The organism is Mucilaginibacter sp. (genome assembly GCF_965201005.1).
GTDB lineage: Bacteria > Bacteroidota > Bacteroidia > Sphingobacteriales > Sphingobacteriaceae > Mucilaginibacter_A.
On sequence record NZ_OZ241747.1, the window covers coordinates 3,500,056 to 3,518,448 of the forward strand.

An 18,393-nucleotide genomic window follows, 5' to 3' on the forward strand; every position below is an offset into this window, starting at 1 on the left:
TTGTCAGGAATTATCTGAAAATTAAAACTTTTAAATATCAGAACAGTTAACTTTGCAGGATTAACAAATAAAAAAATTACTATGAAAAAGATTACATTAGCTGCATTTGCGTTATTCACGTTTATTTTTAGCGCAAACGCACAAATTCAAAAAGGCAACGTTTTGATCGGTGCCGACTTAGCCAATTTGCAGTTAGGTTTAGACCAACCAACCAGTTTCAGTGTGTCTTTAGCACCAAAAGCGGCTTGGTTTATTCAGGATAATGTAGCATTGGGAGCTTATGGCAACTTAGGTTTGACAACAGTTAAAGGAAATGGAACAACAACTTCTTATGGTATTGGCGCGTTAGGCCGTTATTACGGCGGCAAAGCATCTGCCCCGGAAATTATTAAGCACACACGCCTTTTTCTTGAAGCAAACGTTGGTATCAATGGTGTTAATTTGCCTGCTAATGGCGGTTCTACCAACGGTTTAGGGCTTGGTATTGGCCCGGGTGTTGCTTATTTTATCACGCCAAGCATCGGATTGGAAACTTTGTTAAAGTATAATGGCATTGTAGGTTTTGGCAGCAGTGCCTATGCCAACAATGTTAGCTTAAACTTTGGTTTCCAGGTTTATTTACCAGGCAGGGCAACTGCAAGAAAAGTTATGAACGACGTTAGATAATCTGATTTCTGATCAAACTCAAAAAAAGTATGCTAAAAACAGCATACTTTTTTTATGCCCTAAATTTTGGTATTACTGGAAAAGCAGCTTCAAATTTACCCCAAAATTGGTAAAAGCTGTATTGAAAGATTGGGAAGTGTATGGTTTGGTGATGTTAGAATCGTAAAACAACTGCAAGTTAAACCGCTGGTTGATCACGTAATTGATTGATGGCCGAACGGTAATGTTTTTGGCCCCGGACGAAATATCGGCTTCCTGCACATCCGGCCGGTAAACCACGGTTTTGTTATCGGTCAAGGCAAAATCAAACTTAAAAGTCATGTCGTTTTTCAAAATTAAGTTGTTGAACAAGCCAAAAGGAAAGCGGAAATTTGTGGTATGATAACCGAACCCAAACACAATATTGCTTTCGTTTTGCTGCGTAAGCTGGCTGTTGAGCAAACTTAAACTCAACGCACGGCTTTTCCGGTACTCAAAATGCGTGGTGACGCTGTTTTTAAACCGTGCATCCAAACCAAGCAAAGGCACAAACTGCTCGAAAATTGTAATTTGCGCGTATTGGTACAGCGGCAGGAAATCGTTGTTGGCATCGCGCACATTTACCGCTCCATTTGTTTCCGAATAACGTAAAAGCGTATTGAAACCATTAACGCTGTAAGCAGAACGATAGCCGTGGCTCAGATCAAAAGAATCAAAATATTCGGCTAAAAAAGGTATGCGGCTTAACCCATTGTAACGGATATCCCAGTTCGGGATCGGGATTTTCGGGAAACTTCCCGTGCTTATGTTACTGGCATCTTTGCCGGAATAAGCAGCCAGAAAAGCCGGAACCAGCACATCTTGAGCATTGGCACCATAACCATCTGCAAAACCATTGGTAACGGTGCGGGTTGAATTTGGGTTCGAAAGGCCCAAACGCTGCGAAATTACGTTTCGATTGCTCAAAAACTTTTCAAAAACCGAAGAGGTATTGTTGATGCCCGAAGATTTGGAGAAAGCCGTTGGCAGCGTAAAATAGGAAATGCTGTAATCGCCGGTGGTTATCGGGCTCAGGTTTTCAATATCGCCGGTTTGGGCTGAGTATTTGAAGTTGGTTTGATAATTTAGGTTCCGGGTGCGGAAGGCAGAAAGTTCTATCCGTAAATCCGGTATCGGTTCCAGCACGCCGCGCAGGTGCATATCTTCCAAAAGTGTTTTGGTAAACAACTGGTTTTGCAAAGAATCTGTAGTGATCCAGCCGTTTGAAATGGCGCGGCTGCGGATATCGGCCTGACTTCCCAATAAAAACCCGATTCCGGGCGCATTGTAGTTCAAATCCTCCCCAAAAAATTTGGTTTTAGGCAGATAGCCGGGCAAAAATGTTCCTTCTGTGCGCGTATAAGTTCCGCTTACGTTTTTTACACTGGTCAAAACATGCAAAAACAGATTGGCAATTCCGCCCTTTTCCGTTTCGTTTGCTTTCCGCAGAAATGAAAATTTATTGTATAATCCTGTAAAATTAAGCACTGGGGTGAGTTGGATTGTACGCGAATTTTGGATGGTATTGCCCACATTCAAGTTGGGGTTTTGCAAGGAAAACAATGCCTGCGAGTTCCAGTTAAACTGTGTGCTGTACCGAACGCTCATGTTCGTCCAGTCAAAACCCGGAATTTTGTTGATTGGCGTGGTGTAATTAAAATTGATGGTATGCGTATAATTTACTGTTCGGCCTAACTTTTTCAGATTATTCCAAAGCGTGTCCTGTTTTAAACCGTTGATGCGGCCTGCCGGTTCATCGATCACACCCAGATTTGTGGCATCAAAATCCATCTGCAAAGACTTGGTTAAATTCCAACCAATACCATAAACGCGGTTAATCTGAAAGTTTTTGCTGAAAGTGGTTGGTATCGCAATAAAATTCTCCGGATCATTATTTCGCAGCGTGTTTTCAGAATAAAAACGGTTTAAGCTGATGTTAAAATTTAACCGGGAAGGCAGCAGGCTGAAGTTAATGTCCTGAAACAGCTTCAGCATATTGCTTTTAAATACTTTTTGAAACGGACTGTAAAATTTAGGCTGATTATTGTAGATATAGTTCAGGCCGGCCACATATGTTTTTTGAAAGGCATTTTCGGTGATAAAATCATGATGATCATATTCCGTGTAAGCATAAGTTGCACTCAGATTTTCCACGTCCCACAAATGGTTTTTGGCTTTCGGGTCTGTTTTTACTTTACGTACATTCGTTAAGTTGATGCTTTTCCGAACGGTATAATCTTCGGATACGTTGATGATCGAATCTTTTTTAGCTTTGGATACTTGTGCCAGTTCCTGTTTTAGTTCGATGTCCGGATTGGCAGGATCATATTTTGGGGTGATGATTTGGTTAGAATAATTAACATAAACCGGGATTTTGACGCCGGATTTTGTTGGAAAGAACCTGCCCAGCTCCATATTGGCCGACATATCCACCGATTGCCTGTCGCTCAAACTACGATCATTGATCCTGGAATCCAGCGTACCAAAACCGATGGTGCTTTTACTGCCCGACACACTTACATCACCCAAATCAGCCAATTTTGCGTTAAACCTGCCAATTGCCGCCCAGCCGCCCTGCTCGTTAAAACCGGTTAGCCGCAGCTCATTAAACCAAACAATGGCCGATTTATCAAGTCCGTCATCTTTTCCCGCAGGCGAATTACCTTTATACGGATTGCGTACGCCCAGCATAATGGTACGCAAACGGCTCAAATCCGGCTGCCCTTTAATGGTTACACGGTTGGCACCATCGGTAAAAGTATAAGGCACGTTTAATGGCCATGGAGTACCATTTAACAAAGCGTTGTTACGTGCTGTTTTTGCACGGGTTAAAATGGACAATTGTAAAGCCATGCGGTTAGCTGCCGGCCAAATGCCGTCTGCATCTCGTGTGCCGGGAGTGGTAACCTGCAACGGCAATTCATATTCGTAATAATTATCAATATAATCCACACCCAAACGGATAAAAGCACTCACATCTCCATTTTGCAGCTGTGTCCCTTCTGCATGGACAAACATTTCCAGCTCTTTGTACTGGCGCAAATCGTTATAAAAAGTTTTAAACGTAGCTTTAGAATAACCATCGCGCACATTGGCAACGCGCACTTGCAAAGCCTGCTCATTCAGTTGCGTATTAGTAGTGTAATTGTTAAAATCCCGCTGACGGGTAATGCCCGGCGGAACTACATACGGAATAGGCACACGGTTACCGTTTTCTTCAATATTGACCGTGGATACATCAATGGTAGAATTGTCCAGCGTAGGATTTATAATAGCAGGGTCTGCTATCACATTGGCAGTGCTGTTTTCGGTATTGAAGGCCCGCCACTCACCACGGATCAGCTGCAGCCGGGCAAAACGAAGCACCGAAGTATCGGCAAAATTTGTCATGAACATCCGAATAAAACGAATGGCTTTAAAATCCTGAATGTTGCCCACTTTAGATTGATAATTCCGGATTGGCACCCTGAACTGATACCAGTTTACAGTCTGCGTAGTGCCGTTGGCCAGCTTTACTGTCGAAGTAACTTTGTCTGAAATGAAATTTTGCCCAACCACTAAATTTTGTGGCCGAATAGAAACTTTGTATTGAAAATATTCGTCCGCCTGGCTCATGTTGTTGTCGCGGTTTATATCCTCGCCATCAGGCAGCGAAGTTGAGGCCGAATTGTCCAGTCCTAATTGTGCCCGCGATTGCTCTGTAGTTTTTGAGTTGCCTTCTGTACCGTTGTACTGGCTGTACCGTTTTAAAATCCCGGCATTGCCTTCATCATAAGCCGGGCCCCGGAAGTATAAATAATCATCGGAAGACGGATCACTGACAAGCTGATTGGTTGCCGTAGTGCTTAACGTTGACCGAATTTGCCTGATAAAAGAAGCATATTTCTGGCGCTCATCTACATTGGCCAATCCATCCAAACCCACATCCTGCAAAGCGCGGGCAGTTTGATCGTTATCAAAAGATTGCACGACAGGCTGTAATTTTGGCACGCGACCCCAAACGGTAGAATCTACTTTGGAAACATCCCCATCCGCAGGCAAACCGTTTTCTAAACTTTTACGGCCATCTTTTAAAATATCTTCGGATAAACTGCCCAGGTTAAAATACAAATCGCCGCCTGCTGAATTGGGTTTATATATGAACGGGTCCAGCATCCAAAATTCAATGTACTGTACATTCAGCGATTCAAAATCATTACTATCCATCCGCCTAAAAATACCGCCCCAGCGGCTTTGCGGATTTTGCAGCGATCCATCCTGGTTGATGCCGGTAGTTGTAAAATTGTACGGGCCGCGCACTTTCGGGTAAAAAGCCAGATCTAAAGTTGGCAAACTTAAAGGCTGGCCGGTAATGCTTTGTTTATAGGGGAAAACTTCCTGTTCTAAAACTTCGCGCACATATTGGTTAGAAAGTTCGTTCCGGGAGTCTGCCAGGGCCGGAGCAAGCGAACTGCTCCGATTATAAAAAATCGGGTCGATGTTGTAAAAAGCCAGCCGCGCCCGATTGTAGCCATAAGAAAGATCGTTATCCAGCTGCGATTCCGGGAAAAGCTGCGGCGTACCCGAAATCTGCCAGTTTACTGCACTTTTGATATCAATTAAAGAACTGCTGTTTTCAAAATCATCCAGGTAAGCTGTTCCGTCTTTTGTACCGGCAAAATTAAGTGCAGCCGGATGGCCGGGCAGCAATTGCGCAAATTCCCCGCTGAAATTTACAGAGGAAGGTACTTTAGTTGAGATGAACGGCAACTTATCTACCAAACGCGTTAACAGCCTCGATTGTGAGCTGTAAGTGCCATCAAAACCATATATCGTGTTAGAAATTGATTCATCGCCAATACTTACCTTTTGGGTGATGGGTTGCTCGGTTAAGTGCATTACTGTTGCACCCAAGTTTAATTTATTATTGTATTTATAATCAAAACGCGAACCGTACAATGATTTTTGCTGAATGCCGTACAACTCGTTACTTTCCAGTTTAATGTTGATGGGCTGACCGGAAGTAAGCAAAGCCTGGTTGATTATCCTGATCCGGCCAATGTTGTAATCTACCGTATAGTCAGAACCTTCCGTTAAACGTAGCGTTCCGGCTGTTACCACCACAGAACCCTGCGGGATATTAATGGCATTTAACTGAAATTCGGAACCGGATTGTGATGAATAAGTCCCGCGGATGACATAACGGTTTAACTGCGGAAAAAACTGCTGTGCAATGGTTTTGGTAGAATCATACAGCGGCTGATAAACGTAACGGTTGATCAAATCCTGCTCCGTGCCGGGAATAAACTGTTTGGCCAGATCGGCACCAAAAGGCTCTACCACCGGAAAAGTGATACGGCCGTTTTGCGAATCAATGGTAATCCCTTCTAAAAAATCAAAATAACCATCCGGCTGTTTGGCACCTTGCGGGTTCAGGTTATCCAATCCGGTTAGTTGCAGCCAAAGTTTACCGGCGGTGTTTTGGCCTTCGCCCATAATGGGTTTCTCGATGTTCGATTTATCATCTAAATGCGTAATAGTCAGCCTGAAATCATTCGGACTGATCTGGTAAGCACCTAAAGTGTAAATGTTTTTCATCATCAAATCCCAGGTGGGCAAACTGGTTTTTAACAATTCATTTTTCAGCAATTTGGTGTACAAAACTTTTGGTGTGGCCGCATCCACCGGAATATCGGTAGAAAGCTCTCCAACCTGATATTCGGTTCCGTTATAGGTGTAGCGGTAAGCCACAGAAAGCACTTCGTCATTATTAAGCGGATAATTCAGGGAGATATAACCTAATTGCGGATGCAGTGTAAATTCTGTTGCCGTTAATTTCCGGGCGTAAGTGAGCTTGCTGTAATTGTCCGTTCTTCCGGTCGATTGAAAATAGTTTGCTATATCATTAGAATTGGTCAAACGTGCGTTGGCCGGTAAATTTTGCAGTAAATTGTTGGATTGCTGCGGAAAACCCGGGCCGGTAAAACCCGCAGGCAATGCAGAAAACCCGGCACCGCCGCGAACAAGCGTTTTGTTATAAGGATTGTATTCGCCCAAATCCAGCAAAGCCAAAACATCTCTGGAATCTTTGGTGGTGTTGCTTCGATTCGTTACCCAAACTTCAATTTTAGTTATGGTGACATTGGAACTGATGATCGGGATGTTGGCCAGTGCCTTATTGTAATTATTCCGGAAATACTGCGATAAAAAGTAGTGCCGGTTGGCTTCATAATCTGATGGCGACAAGCTAAAGTTGCCCTGCTGCGAACCGTTTGAAATGGTAATTTGCCTGCTTTGCGACCGCTGCTGTGAGAAAATACTCGTAACGTTCAACTTGCCAAATTGTAGCTTTGTTTTCACCCCAAACAAAGCCTGGCTCCCGCTGATGAGCGAAGTTGGCAGCGGCAAACTAACCGTACCGGCTTCTATTTTCTGAATAATTTCATCCGGTTTGCCTGTGTAATCCAGCTTTAACTGGTTTTCAAACTGAAACTGTGCTTCGGTATTATAATTGGTAGAAATCTTCAGTTTATCACCGATCGAACCGGTTACGTTCATCTGGATCCGCTGATCAAAATTAAAATTTCCCTGGTTGCGTTGCCGCGTATTAAAAAGCGGGTTTTCGTTTTTGTTAAGTTGACCGGCAAAAATCACTTCTGCAGATCCCTGCGGATGAATATCAATTACTTCGCTGCCAAAAATTTTTTCAAACGTCTGGCTCCTGACTTTAATCTGCGGGATAAAACCCTGTTGCTGCGAATCATTGGCGTATTTGTCCGACAACTTCTTCCAGTTTTCTTTGATGTCGCTGGTTTGCTTTAAACGCAAATACTCGCTGTAAGTAAGGTAACGCTGCGGGCGATAAAGGAAATTACCAACCCGTTCTGATAAAATATACCGATTAGTTGACGGATCATATTCTACCGTCCGCACCAGGTTTGGCGGATCAGGTAATAACGCACCGCGCCGCAGCTGGCTGGTTCGGCTTTGCCGGGCAACGTCTGGTGCTTGTACTTTAACAGTTGTATCAACTTTGCCTAATCCGGTTGCTGTTTGTGCAAAAACTATATTATTACAGCTAAAAGCTATAATAAAACACAACCCGCACAGCATCTTTCTAATAAAGTTCACCTGTAAAAGCAAAAAAATATGGTAACTATAAATTTTTCAAAGCTATTTTAATTAGTTTCTCAACGGTTAAATTTTCCTCATCTTTTTTCACAATCTGATCGATCACTTTTTCTGCAGCAATTTTTGCAAAACCGAGCATCACCAGGGCAGATAAAGCTTCTTCTTTAACCGTATGGTTTACCGGAACTGAGATCAAAGAATCCGGTCCTTCTTTCTTCAGTTTATCCTGCAACTCCAAAACTATCCTTTGCGCAGATTTTGGCCCGATTCCCTTAATCCGCTGTATCAAAGGCACATCACCCTTAATAATAGCCTGCTGTATTTCTGCGGGAGTGATGGATGAGAGCATCATCCGGCCGGTATTTGCGCCAATCCCTGATACAGAAATCAGGTGTAAAAACAGCCTCCGCTCCCCTTCCTCTGCAAAACCATAAAGTGTGTGTGCGTCTTCTTTTACGTGAAGCCAGGTAAAGAGTTTACAATTATTTTCGTTTACCGAAAGTTGGGAAAAAGTATGAAGCGAAATGTTGATGTGATAACCCACACCACCGGCATCAATAACCACATAAGCCGGGCATTTAAAAGCCAGTTTTCCGCTGATATAATCGTACATGTTTGCTCGATATTTTTGTTTTATGTTGAAGGGCTTTTTTTGACCGATGCTTCTTTTATCAACCTAAATTTAACATCCGCAATGAAGCAGTATATCCTGATTTTAGGCTGATAAAAACAGCATCAACATTTCAGGCCAATGCTGTTTTTACCCCTGTTTTTTTAGTGCTGGTTTTCTTGCGCGTCCACAACGGCAATGGTTATCACGTTTACAATCTCGCGCACAGAACTGCCCAGTTGCAACACGTGCACCGGTTTGTTCATGCCTAAAAGTATCGGGCCAACGGCTTCTGCCCCTCCGATTTCCTGTAGTAGTTTGTAGGCAATATTGCCCGATTCCAGGTTAGGGAAAATCAGCGTATTTGCCGCTGCACCGTTTAAATTAGAAAACTCATAATTGTCTTTCAGCAGTGTTGAGTTCATGGCAAAGTTTGCCTGCATCTCTCCATCCACAATCATTTCCGGATATTGCTCATGCAGCAGCCGCACGGTTTCGCGGGTTTTCTCCGGCACCAGGCCATCATTCGACCCAAAATTAGAATATGAAAGCACGGCCACACGCGGTTTGATGTTGAACCGGCTGACCGCCTGCTCGATCAAAACCGTAATATCTACCATTTGCTGCGCCGTTGGGTTGACATTTATGGTGGTATCGCCAAAAAAAACGGGGCCGCTTTTTGTAATCATCATGTACATACCCGCAACTAAATTTACGCCGGATTTTGTACCGATTACCTGCAAAGCGGGCTTTACCGTTGCGGCATAATTTCTGGTGAGGCCGGAAATCAATGCGTCCGCATCGCCAAACTGAACCATAGTTGCGCCATAATAATTTCGGTCTCGCATCAATTTTTGGGCATCAAAAAAAGTAATGCCCCGGCGCTGTCGTTTTTGAAAAAGGAAATCCGCATATTTTGCCGAGTTTTCTGTCCCGGTCAACGGATCGATAATTTCTACGCCATCCATTTGCAGGTCGTTCGCCTGCATAATCTCCTGGATTTTTTCTTTGTTGCCGAGTAAAATCGGCACGGCAATTCCTTCATCTCTTACAATTTGTGCCGATTTCAGGATTTTATAATTATCGGCTTCTGCAAAAACCACGCGCTTCGGCCCTGATTTTGCCTTGCCGGAAAGTGCCCGCATCAGCTTGTCTTCCTTGCCCAACCGGCTGATTAGTTCTTCGTGGTAGGCATCCCAATCGGTAATGTGTTTACCGGCAATCCCTGATTCCATGGCCGCTTTGGCCACAGCTGTAGAAACGGTAGTAATCAATCTGGAATCAACCGGTTTTGGGATGATGTAATCTTTGCCAAACTTTAAATTCCGGGCGTTATAAGCCAGGTTTACTTCTTCAGGAACCGGCATTTTAGCCAATTCTGCAATGGCTTTTACCGCTGCCAGTTTCATGGCTTCGTTGATGCCCGTTGCCCGGACATCCAACGCACCCCGAAAAATATACGGGAAACCCAGCACGTTATTAACTTGATTTGGGTAATCCGACCGGCCGGTTGCCATTATTAAATCATCGCGTGTTTGGGTTGCCAGATCGTAGGAAATTTCCGGTTCCGGATTGGCCATGGCAAACACAACCGGGTTTGGTGCCATTGTAAGCAGCATTTCCGGTGTAACCACGTTTCCTGCGGACAATCCCACAAAAACATCGGCCCCTTTCATCGCATCACTTAGTGTTTTTACATCGGTTCGATCGGTAAAAAACTCCCTGCGGATGTCATCCAGGTCCGTTCTGCCATGGTGCAGCAAACCGTCTTTATCAAACATAATCAGGTTTTCCTTTTTTACCCCGATTGCCAGATACAGTTTTGAACAGGAAACTGCCGCCGCACCTGCTCCGTTTACCACTACTTTTATGGTATCTAATTTTTTATGCTGAATTTCGACGGCATTCATCAATGCCGCGCCGGAAATAATGGCCGTTCCGTGCTGGTCATCGTGCATTACCGGGATTTTCATTTCGGCCTTCAACCGGCGTTCTATCTCAAAACACAACGGTGCCGCAATATCTTCCAGGTTGATACCGCCAAAAGTTGGCTCTAAAGCTTTTACAATCTGCACAAACTGATCTACATTTTTAGTATCGAGCTCCAGATCAAAAACATCAATATCAGCAAAAATTTTAAATAATAAACCTTTGCCTTCCATTACCGGTTTGCCGGCTGCAGGGCCAATATCGCCCAATCCCAAAACCGCTGTACCGTTACTGATGACAGCTACCAAATTGCCTTTTGCTGTATATTTATAAACATCTTCCGGGTTTTCGGCAATGCGTAAACAAGGTTCGGCCACGCCCGGCGAATAGGCCAGCGATAAATCACGCTGGGTTTGCGTAGGCTTGGTTGGCACAACTTCAATTTTGCCCGGCCGACCGGACGAGTGGTAGTCCAGCGCATCCTGTTTACGGTTATTTATCTTGTTACTTTTGCTCATCAGGTTTATTTTTTATCAGTTTTCAAAACTAAAAAAGTCCCGGTAAAAGAAGTACCGGGACCATGTTCATGCTGCAAATTTCGATTTTAATAATTATCCGCGATTAATTTTCAAAGTCATGCCAACATGCAATTGGTTGCTCCGCAATGTGTTCAAATTTCTGATACTTTCCGCCGTTGCACCTTCATATTTATCTGCAATCCGGTTCAGCGTATCACCTTTTCTAACTTTGTAAGTATAATAACTTTTAAGCGATTTTTTTTCGGGAGAAGCATTTTCTGCCGATGCTTCTTTTACCCATAGTTTTTGGCCGGGAACAACTGATTTAGAATGCAGATGGTTCCAAACTTTCAAATCCTGCACTTCTACCCCAAAACGATCAGCAATTTCGGATAAGTTTTCTCCACGCCGCACGCGATGGTAACGGGTTTCAAGTTCTGTCCCCGGTTCTTTGGCAGCAGCAAAATTTGGTGCTGCTTCCGCACCCACATCATTTAAAGCTGCATAAACTTTATCAAAATCAGCATAAACCGTTTTCGGTATTAGCAGTCGCTTTGGTTTATCGGGCGTACCGTTTACAATGTGTTTTTTAAAAGAAGGGTTAAGGATAGCCATTTCCGCAGGCTCAACTTCCAGTGCAGCCGAAAGGTTTTTCAGGGAAACAAACTTGTTCACCATCACCGTATCGTTTTTGATAGAGAAGTTGCATTCCTCAGGCACAATTTGATGCTTCTTGTAATACGTCATTACATAAGCGATGGCGATGTATGCCGGCACATAACCACGGGTTTCGGCAGGCAGATAATTACGGATAGACCAAAAATCATTTCCGCCCGATCTTTGCATAGCTTTGATTACGTTGCCTTTTCCGCAATTATAGGAAGCAATGGCCAGCAGCCAATCGCCAAAATCATGATAAGCATCTTTTAAATAACGCGCCGTGGCATAACTGGCCTGAACAGGATCTTTGCGCTCATCTACATAATTATCCATTTTTAAACCGTACAACCTTGCCGTGGCAAACATAAACTGCCATGGGCCGGTTGCGCCAACCCTGGAAACAGCATTTGGGTTTAAGGCCGATTCTACAACAGATAAATATTTAATTTCCTCCGGGATGCCGGCCTCGCGGAAAGCTTTTTCATAAATCGGGAAGTAATATTTAGCCAGTCCGATAATTTTAGACATGGCATCTTTGCGCCGTGGAGCCGTATAAATATCAATGTAACTTTGTACGTACTCGTTATAATCAAGCGGAATTTGTTTTTGAATGGAATCCAAGCGGTGTTTATACACCATATTCTGGTAAGAATTCAATAAAAATTCATCAACAATCGGCACAGGAACCAATGTATCTGCCCGCAGTACGTACGGAACGTTTTTTACTGTTTTTACCTGGGAAAGATTAACAACCTGTTTGGCTTTCAGGCCAGTTGTATCGGTTTTGGTAGATTGTGCATTTGTATAGTTTGCAAAAACCGATAAGATAAGGAGCGTAAAATATTTTTTCATTTTTTAATTTATACCTGCTTTACATTTGATTTTAAGCAAGTTTTAGAAAATATTCTGAAAAATTTAATAAATCAGCTTCGGCAAACGCCGGAGCCAATAGTTGCAACCCTAACGGCAAACCTTTTTTATTGTTGCCCATAGGCAAAGAAATTGCCGGTACACCAGCCAGTGCGGCCGGCACTGTAAAAATATCTTCCAGGTACATTACAATAGGATCTTTTACAATTTCGCCAATATTAAATGCAGCAGTTGGCGTGGTTGGCATCAATATAAAATCATGTTTACTCAGGATGTCATCTATTTTTTCTTTGATTAAACGCCTCACTTTCTGTGCTTTGGCATAGTAAGCATCATAATAACCGGAACTTAGCACAAACGTGCCCAGCAAAATGCGGCGGCGTACTTCTTCCCCAAAACCTTCTGTGCGGCTTTTGGTGTAAGTGGTTTCTGCATTGGTGGCATCTGGGCTGCGGTAGCCAAAATGCACGCCATCAAAACGGGAAAGGTTGGAGGAGGCTTCGGCCATGGTCAGCACGTAATAAGTTGGCACCACATAATTCAGGTATTCAAAAGAAACCGGTTTTACCGAATGCCCGGCTGCCTGTAAAACCTGAATTTTATTTTGCATCAAATCTTTGATTTCCTGCTCCACGCCTTCGCTTTCCAGGATTTCCTTAATGTAAGCAATGCTTCTTTTATCGGTATTTTTTGGGATTGAGGTGTATTGAGGAACAGGGTTTTGTGCCGAAGTGCTGTCATAATCATCACTTCCGGCCATAATTTCCATCAGCAAAGCAGCGTCTTCTACCGAACGTGTAATTGGCCCGACTTGATCAAATGAAGAAGCATAAGCAATTATACCATGCCGCGAAACCCGCCCATAAGTAGGTTTTAAACCGATCACACCGCAAAATGAAGCCGGCTGACGAACAGAACCACCTGTATCTGTACCTAAAGCGGCCAAACACATATCTGCCTGAACAGCCACTGCTGAACCGCCTGAAGAACCGCCCGGAACTTTTGTTATATCCCAAAAATTTTTGACCGGTCCGAAAAAAGAAGTTTCGTTGGAGCCGCCCATTGCAAATTCATCGCAATTGCAGCGGCCAATAATAATGGCATCTTCAGCCAGCAAACGTTCAATTACCGTTGCAGAAAAAACGGAAACAAAGCCATCCAGAATTTTGGATGATGCCGTAACCTGATGCCCTTTATAACATATATTATCTTTAATGGCAATGACCATACCAGCCAGTCGCCCAAAGTTTCCTGATGCCAATTTTTGGTCGATAAAAGAAGCATTTGTCAAAGCTTCTTCACCAAAAACTTCGTTAAATGCATTAAGGTTTTGATGCTGATTTATCCGGCTTAAATAATACTGAACCAAACCAACCACCGAAACAGCATGGATTTTTAAATCATGCTGAACTTCTTTTAAAGAAGAATAAAATTTCATAAGGCCGCAATATAAAAAAACTTACTGTAATAGATCAGATCATCTTAACAGTAAGTTAATTTACAAAGCATTAAGCCTCCATAATCCTTTTCCAGATTATTTACAAAGTGGTTTTTTCGTCCCGGTGATCAACAACTGTTGTGTTTGTTGGTGTGCCGGTTGTAGTTGTACGGTTTGAAACTGTTGGGTCAGGCTCGTTAGACGCATCTTTAAATTCTTTTACGCCTTTGCCCAAGCCTTTCATCAGTTCCGGGATTTTCTTTCCGCCAAACAACAATAAAACTACTGCTAATATTAAAATGATTTCTGGTGCACCTAATCCGCCCATAATATTAAGATTTAATGTTTAAAATTTGATTATTTAATTTCCGTTTGATGCGGATGGTTTTCTGTTAAATATGTGTTGTGGTCTGCCGGAATGATTTCAGGCTGATCCAGCGGAGCTACATTCGGAACGTCAGCAGCAGTGTTCTCTACCGGCTGATCATGGTTGATCTTCACTTCATCAAAACTATTGATCTGATTATGAATCTCCCGCTTCACACCTTCCGAAGCATCTTTAAATTCGCGAATGCCCTTACCTAAGCCGCGTGCCAGTTCAGGTAATTTATTACCGCCAAAAAGCAACAGCGCAACCCCCAAAATCAGTACCAATTCTGGTGTGCCTATATTTAAAAACAAATAAACTGGGTGTAACATAATTTTTATTCTTTAATGAACAAATATAAACAATAATTAACAGAACAAACCCAGGCTTAATTATCTGCAATCCAACCCTGCGGATTTTGCGGCACTAAATTTTTCCATAATTCAAAATGTACTTGCGGTTCTCCGCTTTCCGGGTCAATGCCCGCAGATCCGATTGTTTGCTTCAAACTCACTTTTTGCCCGGGCGAAACACTAACCGATTTTAAATAAACATAAGCCGTAAAGTAAGTGCCGTGTTTTATTACAACTAAATAGGAGCCTTCTAAGTTTTGCACTTTACTAACCTCACCAGAAAATACTGCTCTAACGGCGGCACCTTCTGTAGTTTTAATGTCTATACCGGTGTTGTCAGTTTTGATTCCCTGGATATAATTTATACCAAATCTTCCAACAATCGCGCCATTTGCAACCGGCCAGGGCAGTCTTCCGCGATTTCCCAAAAAATCATTTGATAATTTGGCCGATTCTGGTGTGGCAGACAACACTTCTGTAGCTTTTGAAACGGGTTTTGCTTCGGCAACCGGTTTGTTTTCTGCCTTTGCTTTGGCTGCTGCGCTTGCCGCAGCTATTCGGGCGGCAGCTTCTTCTTTTCTCCGCGCTTCCGCAATTTCCCTGCGGATAGCCGAACTGATAGACTTTTTGATCTGGCTTAGCAACCGGTTTTGCTGTGCCATGGCTTTTTTAGTCCGCTTTTCCTCTTTGCTCAAATTGGTCACAACCTGCGCCTGATTATCTTTTTCTTTACCTAATTTTTCTTTCTCTTTTTCCTGATCGATTAAAATGCCGTGTTTCTCTTTTTTATCATGGTCCAACGCAACTATTTTTACATGCAAATCTTTTTGTGTGCCCTCAATATAACCGGCCTGCCGTTGCCGATACTGTGCAAATTGTTGCATGTATTTTAATCTTTTATACGCCTGGTTGAAATCATTTGCCGCAAAAATGAACATTAGCTTGTTATAAGCACTCTGATTACGGAAAGCAAAAAGCACCATCGTGGCATATTCTTTTTTAAGCTGATCCAACTGTGATTGTAAACTACGTACGTTGTTGCTGTTGGCAGAGATTTGATGATCCAGCAACTTAATTTCAGAATTCGCCGTTTTGATTTTATCTTCCCGCAAATCAATTTGCGCCTTCAGCAAACTCAACTGCTTCAGCGAAGTTCTTTTATCATGCGAAATTTTGGAATATTCATCGTTCAGCTTGTCCAGTTCTTCGGTAATCCGATCACGTCTGCGCTTCAGCTCGGCACTGCTTTGGGCAAATGCGTGTATTGAAAACCCTACAAAAAACAAAAACAGAAAAGCTTTTTTTACCATCATTTTTTTAGGCTGATTTTAATTTATCAGTGTATAACCTTTTGGTTCATTAAACGGCACGTCCAGTTGCTGATCAAATTCGGTTTTGATATAATGTAAATCCGCTTTGATACCGTTTTGCCCCGAAACCGAATTGATCCCGATTACCGAAGGCAAAATACGGCCTTCAGCCTGAATAAAACTACTGTTGTTTACATCCAGTTTTTGCGCAGCTTTTTGGTTGTAAAGTTTAAGGTTGATCACTTTTAAACCCGGACTCAGTGTGGTTTGATAATTCAACTCGTTCAAAATGCCTGATAAAATGGTATTTGTTCCGTTAAAAGTGAGGTTAGCTTCCGCAGAAATAAACTCCGGCACGGCATTTCCAACCACAATAGATTCTACCGTTTTATAATTTATCTGCCGGCCGGTATATTGGTAAACGTAGCTGAACGGTTTTTTCAGATAAACACTTTGCAGCTTGTTGATGATTTTGATGCTGTCCGGCGTAATCACCGCACGTGCCACTTCGATACCGGCAATTGCAGTGATGGAAACCCAAATTTGTTTGTTTTTCTGGATGCGGATGTTCATCATTACATCATATCCTTTGCCGTCAATTTCCAAATGTGTACGCGCTTTGCCAAAAAAGGTGTTGAAATTAATTTGCTGGGCTTGTATCAACTTAATCTTCTCCGTTTTACTATTGTCCGTTTTTGCAAATGAAGAATCTGCCGCAGCAGCAAGCGGTTTATTAACCGAAACCAACTGCTTTTTAGCCCTGCAGCCAACTATCAAAAGTAAGATCGAAACAGCAATTATTTTATTCTGAATACTTCTTTTCATTGATCTTTTTATCTAAAACAGCCGAATTACTGCCAAGCTTTTTAGCTGTTTTCCAGTATTTTACGGCGTTTTCAATATCGTTTAAAAAATATAAAACATCGCCGTAATGCTCATTCAGGCCCGCACTTTTTGCATTATGTTTGATGGCTTTTTCCATCCAGGTTTTGGCTTCGGCATATTTTTTTTGCCTGAACAAAACCCAGGCAAAAGTATCTTCAAAAGAAGCATTGTCTGGCTGAAGTTCATTGCTCCGGCGGGACATTTGCGCGGCCTGATCCAGTTTTTCTTCTCTTAACGACAAATAATACGCATAATTATTCAGCGTGTAAGCATTGTCGGGATTATTACTTAATGATTTATCGTAAGCCGCATCCGATTGCGCATTGTCTTTCTGCTGATGATAATTATCGCCCAGCGAAGCATAAATCTGGCTCAGCAATCCCTTATCTGATGACCCCAGCGAAGCAGCGTTTTTTAAATACGGCAATGCTTCTTTTATCATACTTTTTTGCGAATACGCCACACCAACCAGATAATTGGCCATGGCCTGATTTGGGAAAAGCGACAAAGCTTCCTGTCCGTCTTTTATAGCCTGATCAAACTGGTTCTGGCCCATTTCCAGCCGGACAATCTGCTCCCAAACCGCATAAGTCTGATCGTTCAAAGCCAAAGATTTTCGATAAACCGGAATTGCCTGCTGATAAGATTCGTTCTGCACCAGCATATCGCCATATAAATTTAAAGCGCGGGCATCATCTGTATGCGTTTCTGCAATAATTTTACTCAATTCCAAAGCACTTTTTTTTGCTTCCGGATCAGGGAATTTTGGAAAATAACCCGCAACAATCCGCAGCTTTTCATCAATTTTTAATGATGGATAAGCGAATGCTGTTTTTAGCTGGTCAAAACAGGCGGCATAATTTTTCTGATCGCGGTAAACATCGGCCAAAGCCAAATGGACCAGCGCATTGTCCGGAACATTTTTTTGTGCCGATTCCAGCGTTTTTAAAGCTTTGTCATTTTGATTGCTGGAAGTATACAACTCGCTCAGTTGCAGATATGAACGGATTTCCTGCGGGTTTTCCTGTATCAAATCCTGCAAATTTTTCACGGCCAAATCCGGTTTGCCTTGTTTCAGGTAGATTTTTTGCCGGTTAAAAGCAGTTGCTTCGTTTTTCCCGATCTTATCTTCCAGCTGATCGTAAACCGCCAAAGCCTCGTCATATTTTTTTTCGAGCACCAAAGCACGCGCCTGATCGGTGTAATAATCAGGTTTTTCGGGGTTAATGCGGATCAGTTCTTTAAACACATTTTCCAGCTTTGGGAGGTCATTGATCTTCTCATAATTTGCTGCCAAAGCACTCCAATACCACTCATTGTCCGGGTTTACGGTCACTGCTTTTTCCAGCAAAACCCGTGCATCGTCATCCTTTTTTTCACTGGTGCGTATTCTGGCCAGCTCATACATTCCCGCATCATTTGCCGGGTCAATTTCCAAAACCTGCGCAAAAAGTGTGGCCGCTGCAGCTGCGTTTTCCATCGTTTTTTCGCGAAGTGCCTGATAGAAAAGCTGGTTCATCACCACACTGTCGCGGCGGGAAAGCGGTTTGCCAACCACCATCACAATGCTGTTTTTATCGGTGTTTTTTTTGCTTTGTGCCGAAGAAATTATCGGCAGCAAAACAATCAACCCAAAAATGAAATGACTTCTTTTCATGC

At 42.8% G+C, this 18,393-nt stretch carries 11 protein-coding genes; 1 reads left to right on the forward strand and 10 read right to left on the reverse strand.

Going from position 1 to position 18,393, the window contains the following annotated elements:
- The first annotated feature begins 81 nt into the window (after positions 1-81).
- Entirely contained in the window at positions 82-666 is a 585-nt protein-coding gene (locus ACOFKR_RS15945) for a hypothetical protein (protein WP_419801792.1), read from the forward strand.
- Between the two features lie 72 nt (positions 667-738).
- Here the strand turns inward: ACOFKR_RS15945 and sprA are convergent, their stop codons facing one another.
- The 10 genes from sprA to ACOFKR_RS15995 form a co-directional block, all read right to left on the reverse strand.
- On the reverse strand, positions 739-7,794 hold the full coding sequence (gene sprA / locus ACOFKR_RS15950) for a cell surface protein SprA (protein ID WP_419801793.1): 7,056 nt from the start codon (positions 7,792-7,794) through the stop codon (positions 739-741).
- 25 nt (positions 7,795-7,819) lie between these two features.
- Positions 7,820-8,407 carry a Holliday junction branch migration protein RuvA gene (ruvA, locus tag ACOFKR_RS15955; RefSeq protein WP_419801794.1) on the reverse strand — a complete coding sequence of 196 codons (588 nt, stop codon included), beginning with the start codon at positions 8,405-8,407 and terminating at the stop codon, positions 7,820-7,822.
- 161 nt (positions 8,408-8,568) lie between these two features.
- Positions 8,569-10,851, reverse strand: a complete 2,283-nt coding sequence (locus tag ACOFKR_RS15960) for an NADP-dependent malic enzyme (protein ID WP_419801795.1) — start codon at positions 10,849-10,851, stop codon at positions 8,569-8,571.
- Positions 10,852-10,944: 93 nt separating this feature from the next.
- Positions 10,945-12,363: a LysM peptidoglycan-binding domain-containing protein gene (locus tag ACOFKR_RS15965; protein WP_419801796.1), complete on the reverse strand. Its 1,419-nt coding sequence runs from the start codon at positions 12,361-12,363 to the stop codon at positions 10,945-10,947.
- A gap of 31 nt (positions 12,364-12,394) precedes the next feature.
- Complete coding sequence (gene gatA, locus ACOFKR_RS15970; RefSeq protein WP_419801797.1) at positions 12,395-13,819, reverse strand: Asp-tRNA(Asn)/Glu-tRNA(Gln) amidotransferase subunit GatA; 1,425 nt, start codon at positions 13,817-13,819, stop codon at positions 12,395-12,397.
- Between the two features lie 100 nt (positions 13,820-13,919).
- Positions 13,920-14,147, reverse strand: a complete 228-nt coding sequence (locus tag ACOFKR_RS15975) for a Sec-independent protein translocase subunit TatA/TatB (RefSeq protein ID WP_419801798.1) — start codon at positions 14,145-14,147, stop codon at positions 13,920-13,922.
- Positions 14,148-14,176: 29 nt separating this feature from the next.
- Positions 14,177-14,518, reverse strand: coding sequence for a Sec-independent protein translocase subunit TatA/TatB (locus ACOFKR_RS15980; protein ID WP_419801799.1), 342 nt, complete (start codon positions 14,516-14,518; stop codon positions 14,177-14,179).
- 56 nt (positions 14,519-14,574) lie between these two features.
- Positions 14,575-15,852 (reverse strand): murein hydrolase activator EnvC family protein, encoded by a 1,278-nt coding sequence (locus tag ACOFKR_RS15985; protein ID WP_419801800.1) that lies wholly within the window; start codon positions 15,850-15,852, stop codon positions 14,575-14,577.
- A gap of 15 nt (positions 15,853-15,867) precedes the next feature.
- A complete protein-coding gene (locus ACOFKR_RS15990; RefSeq protein WP_419801801.1) occupies positions 15,868-16,674 on the reverse strand; it encodes a DUF4292 domain-containing protein in 807 nt (268 codons plus the stop codon).
- The gene (locus ACOFKR_RS15995) at positions 16,652-18,391 is read right to left on the reverse strand and encodes a tetratricopeptide repeat protein (RefSeq protein ID WP_419801802.1); all 1,740 of its coding nucleotides are present in this window, start codon (positions 18,389-18,391) and stop codon (positions 16,652-16,654) included. The genes ACOFKR_RS15990 and ACOFKR_RS15995 overlap by 23 nt, the downstream gene beginning before the upstream one ends.
- Positions 18,392-18,393: the final 2 nt, after the last annotated feature.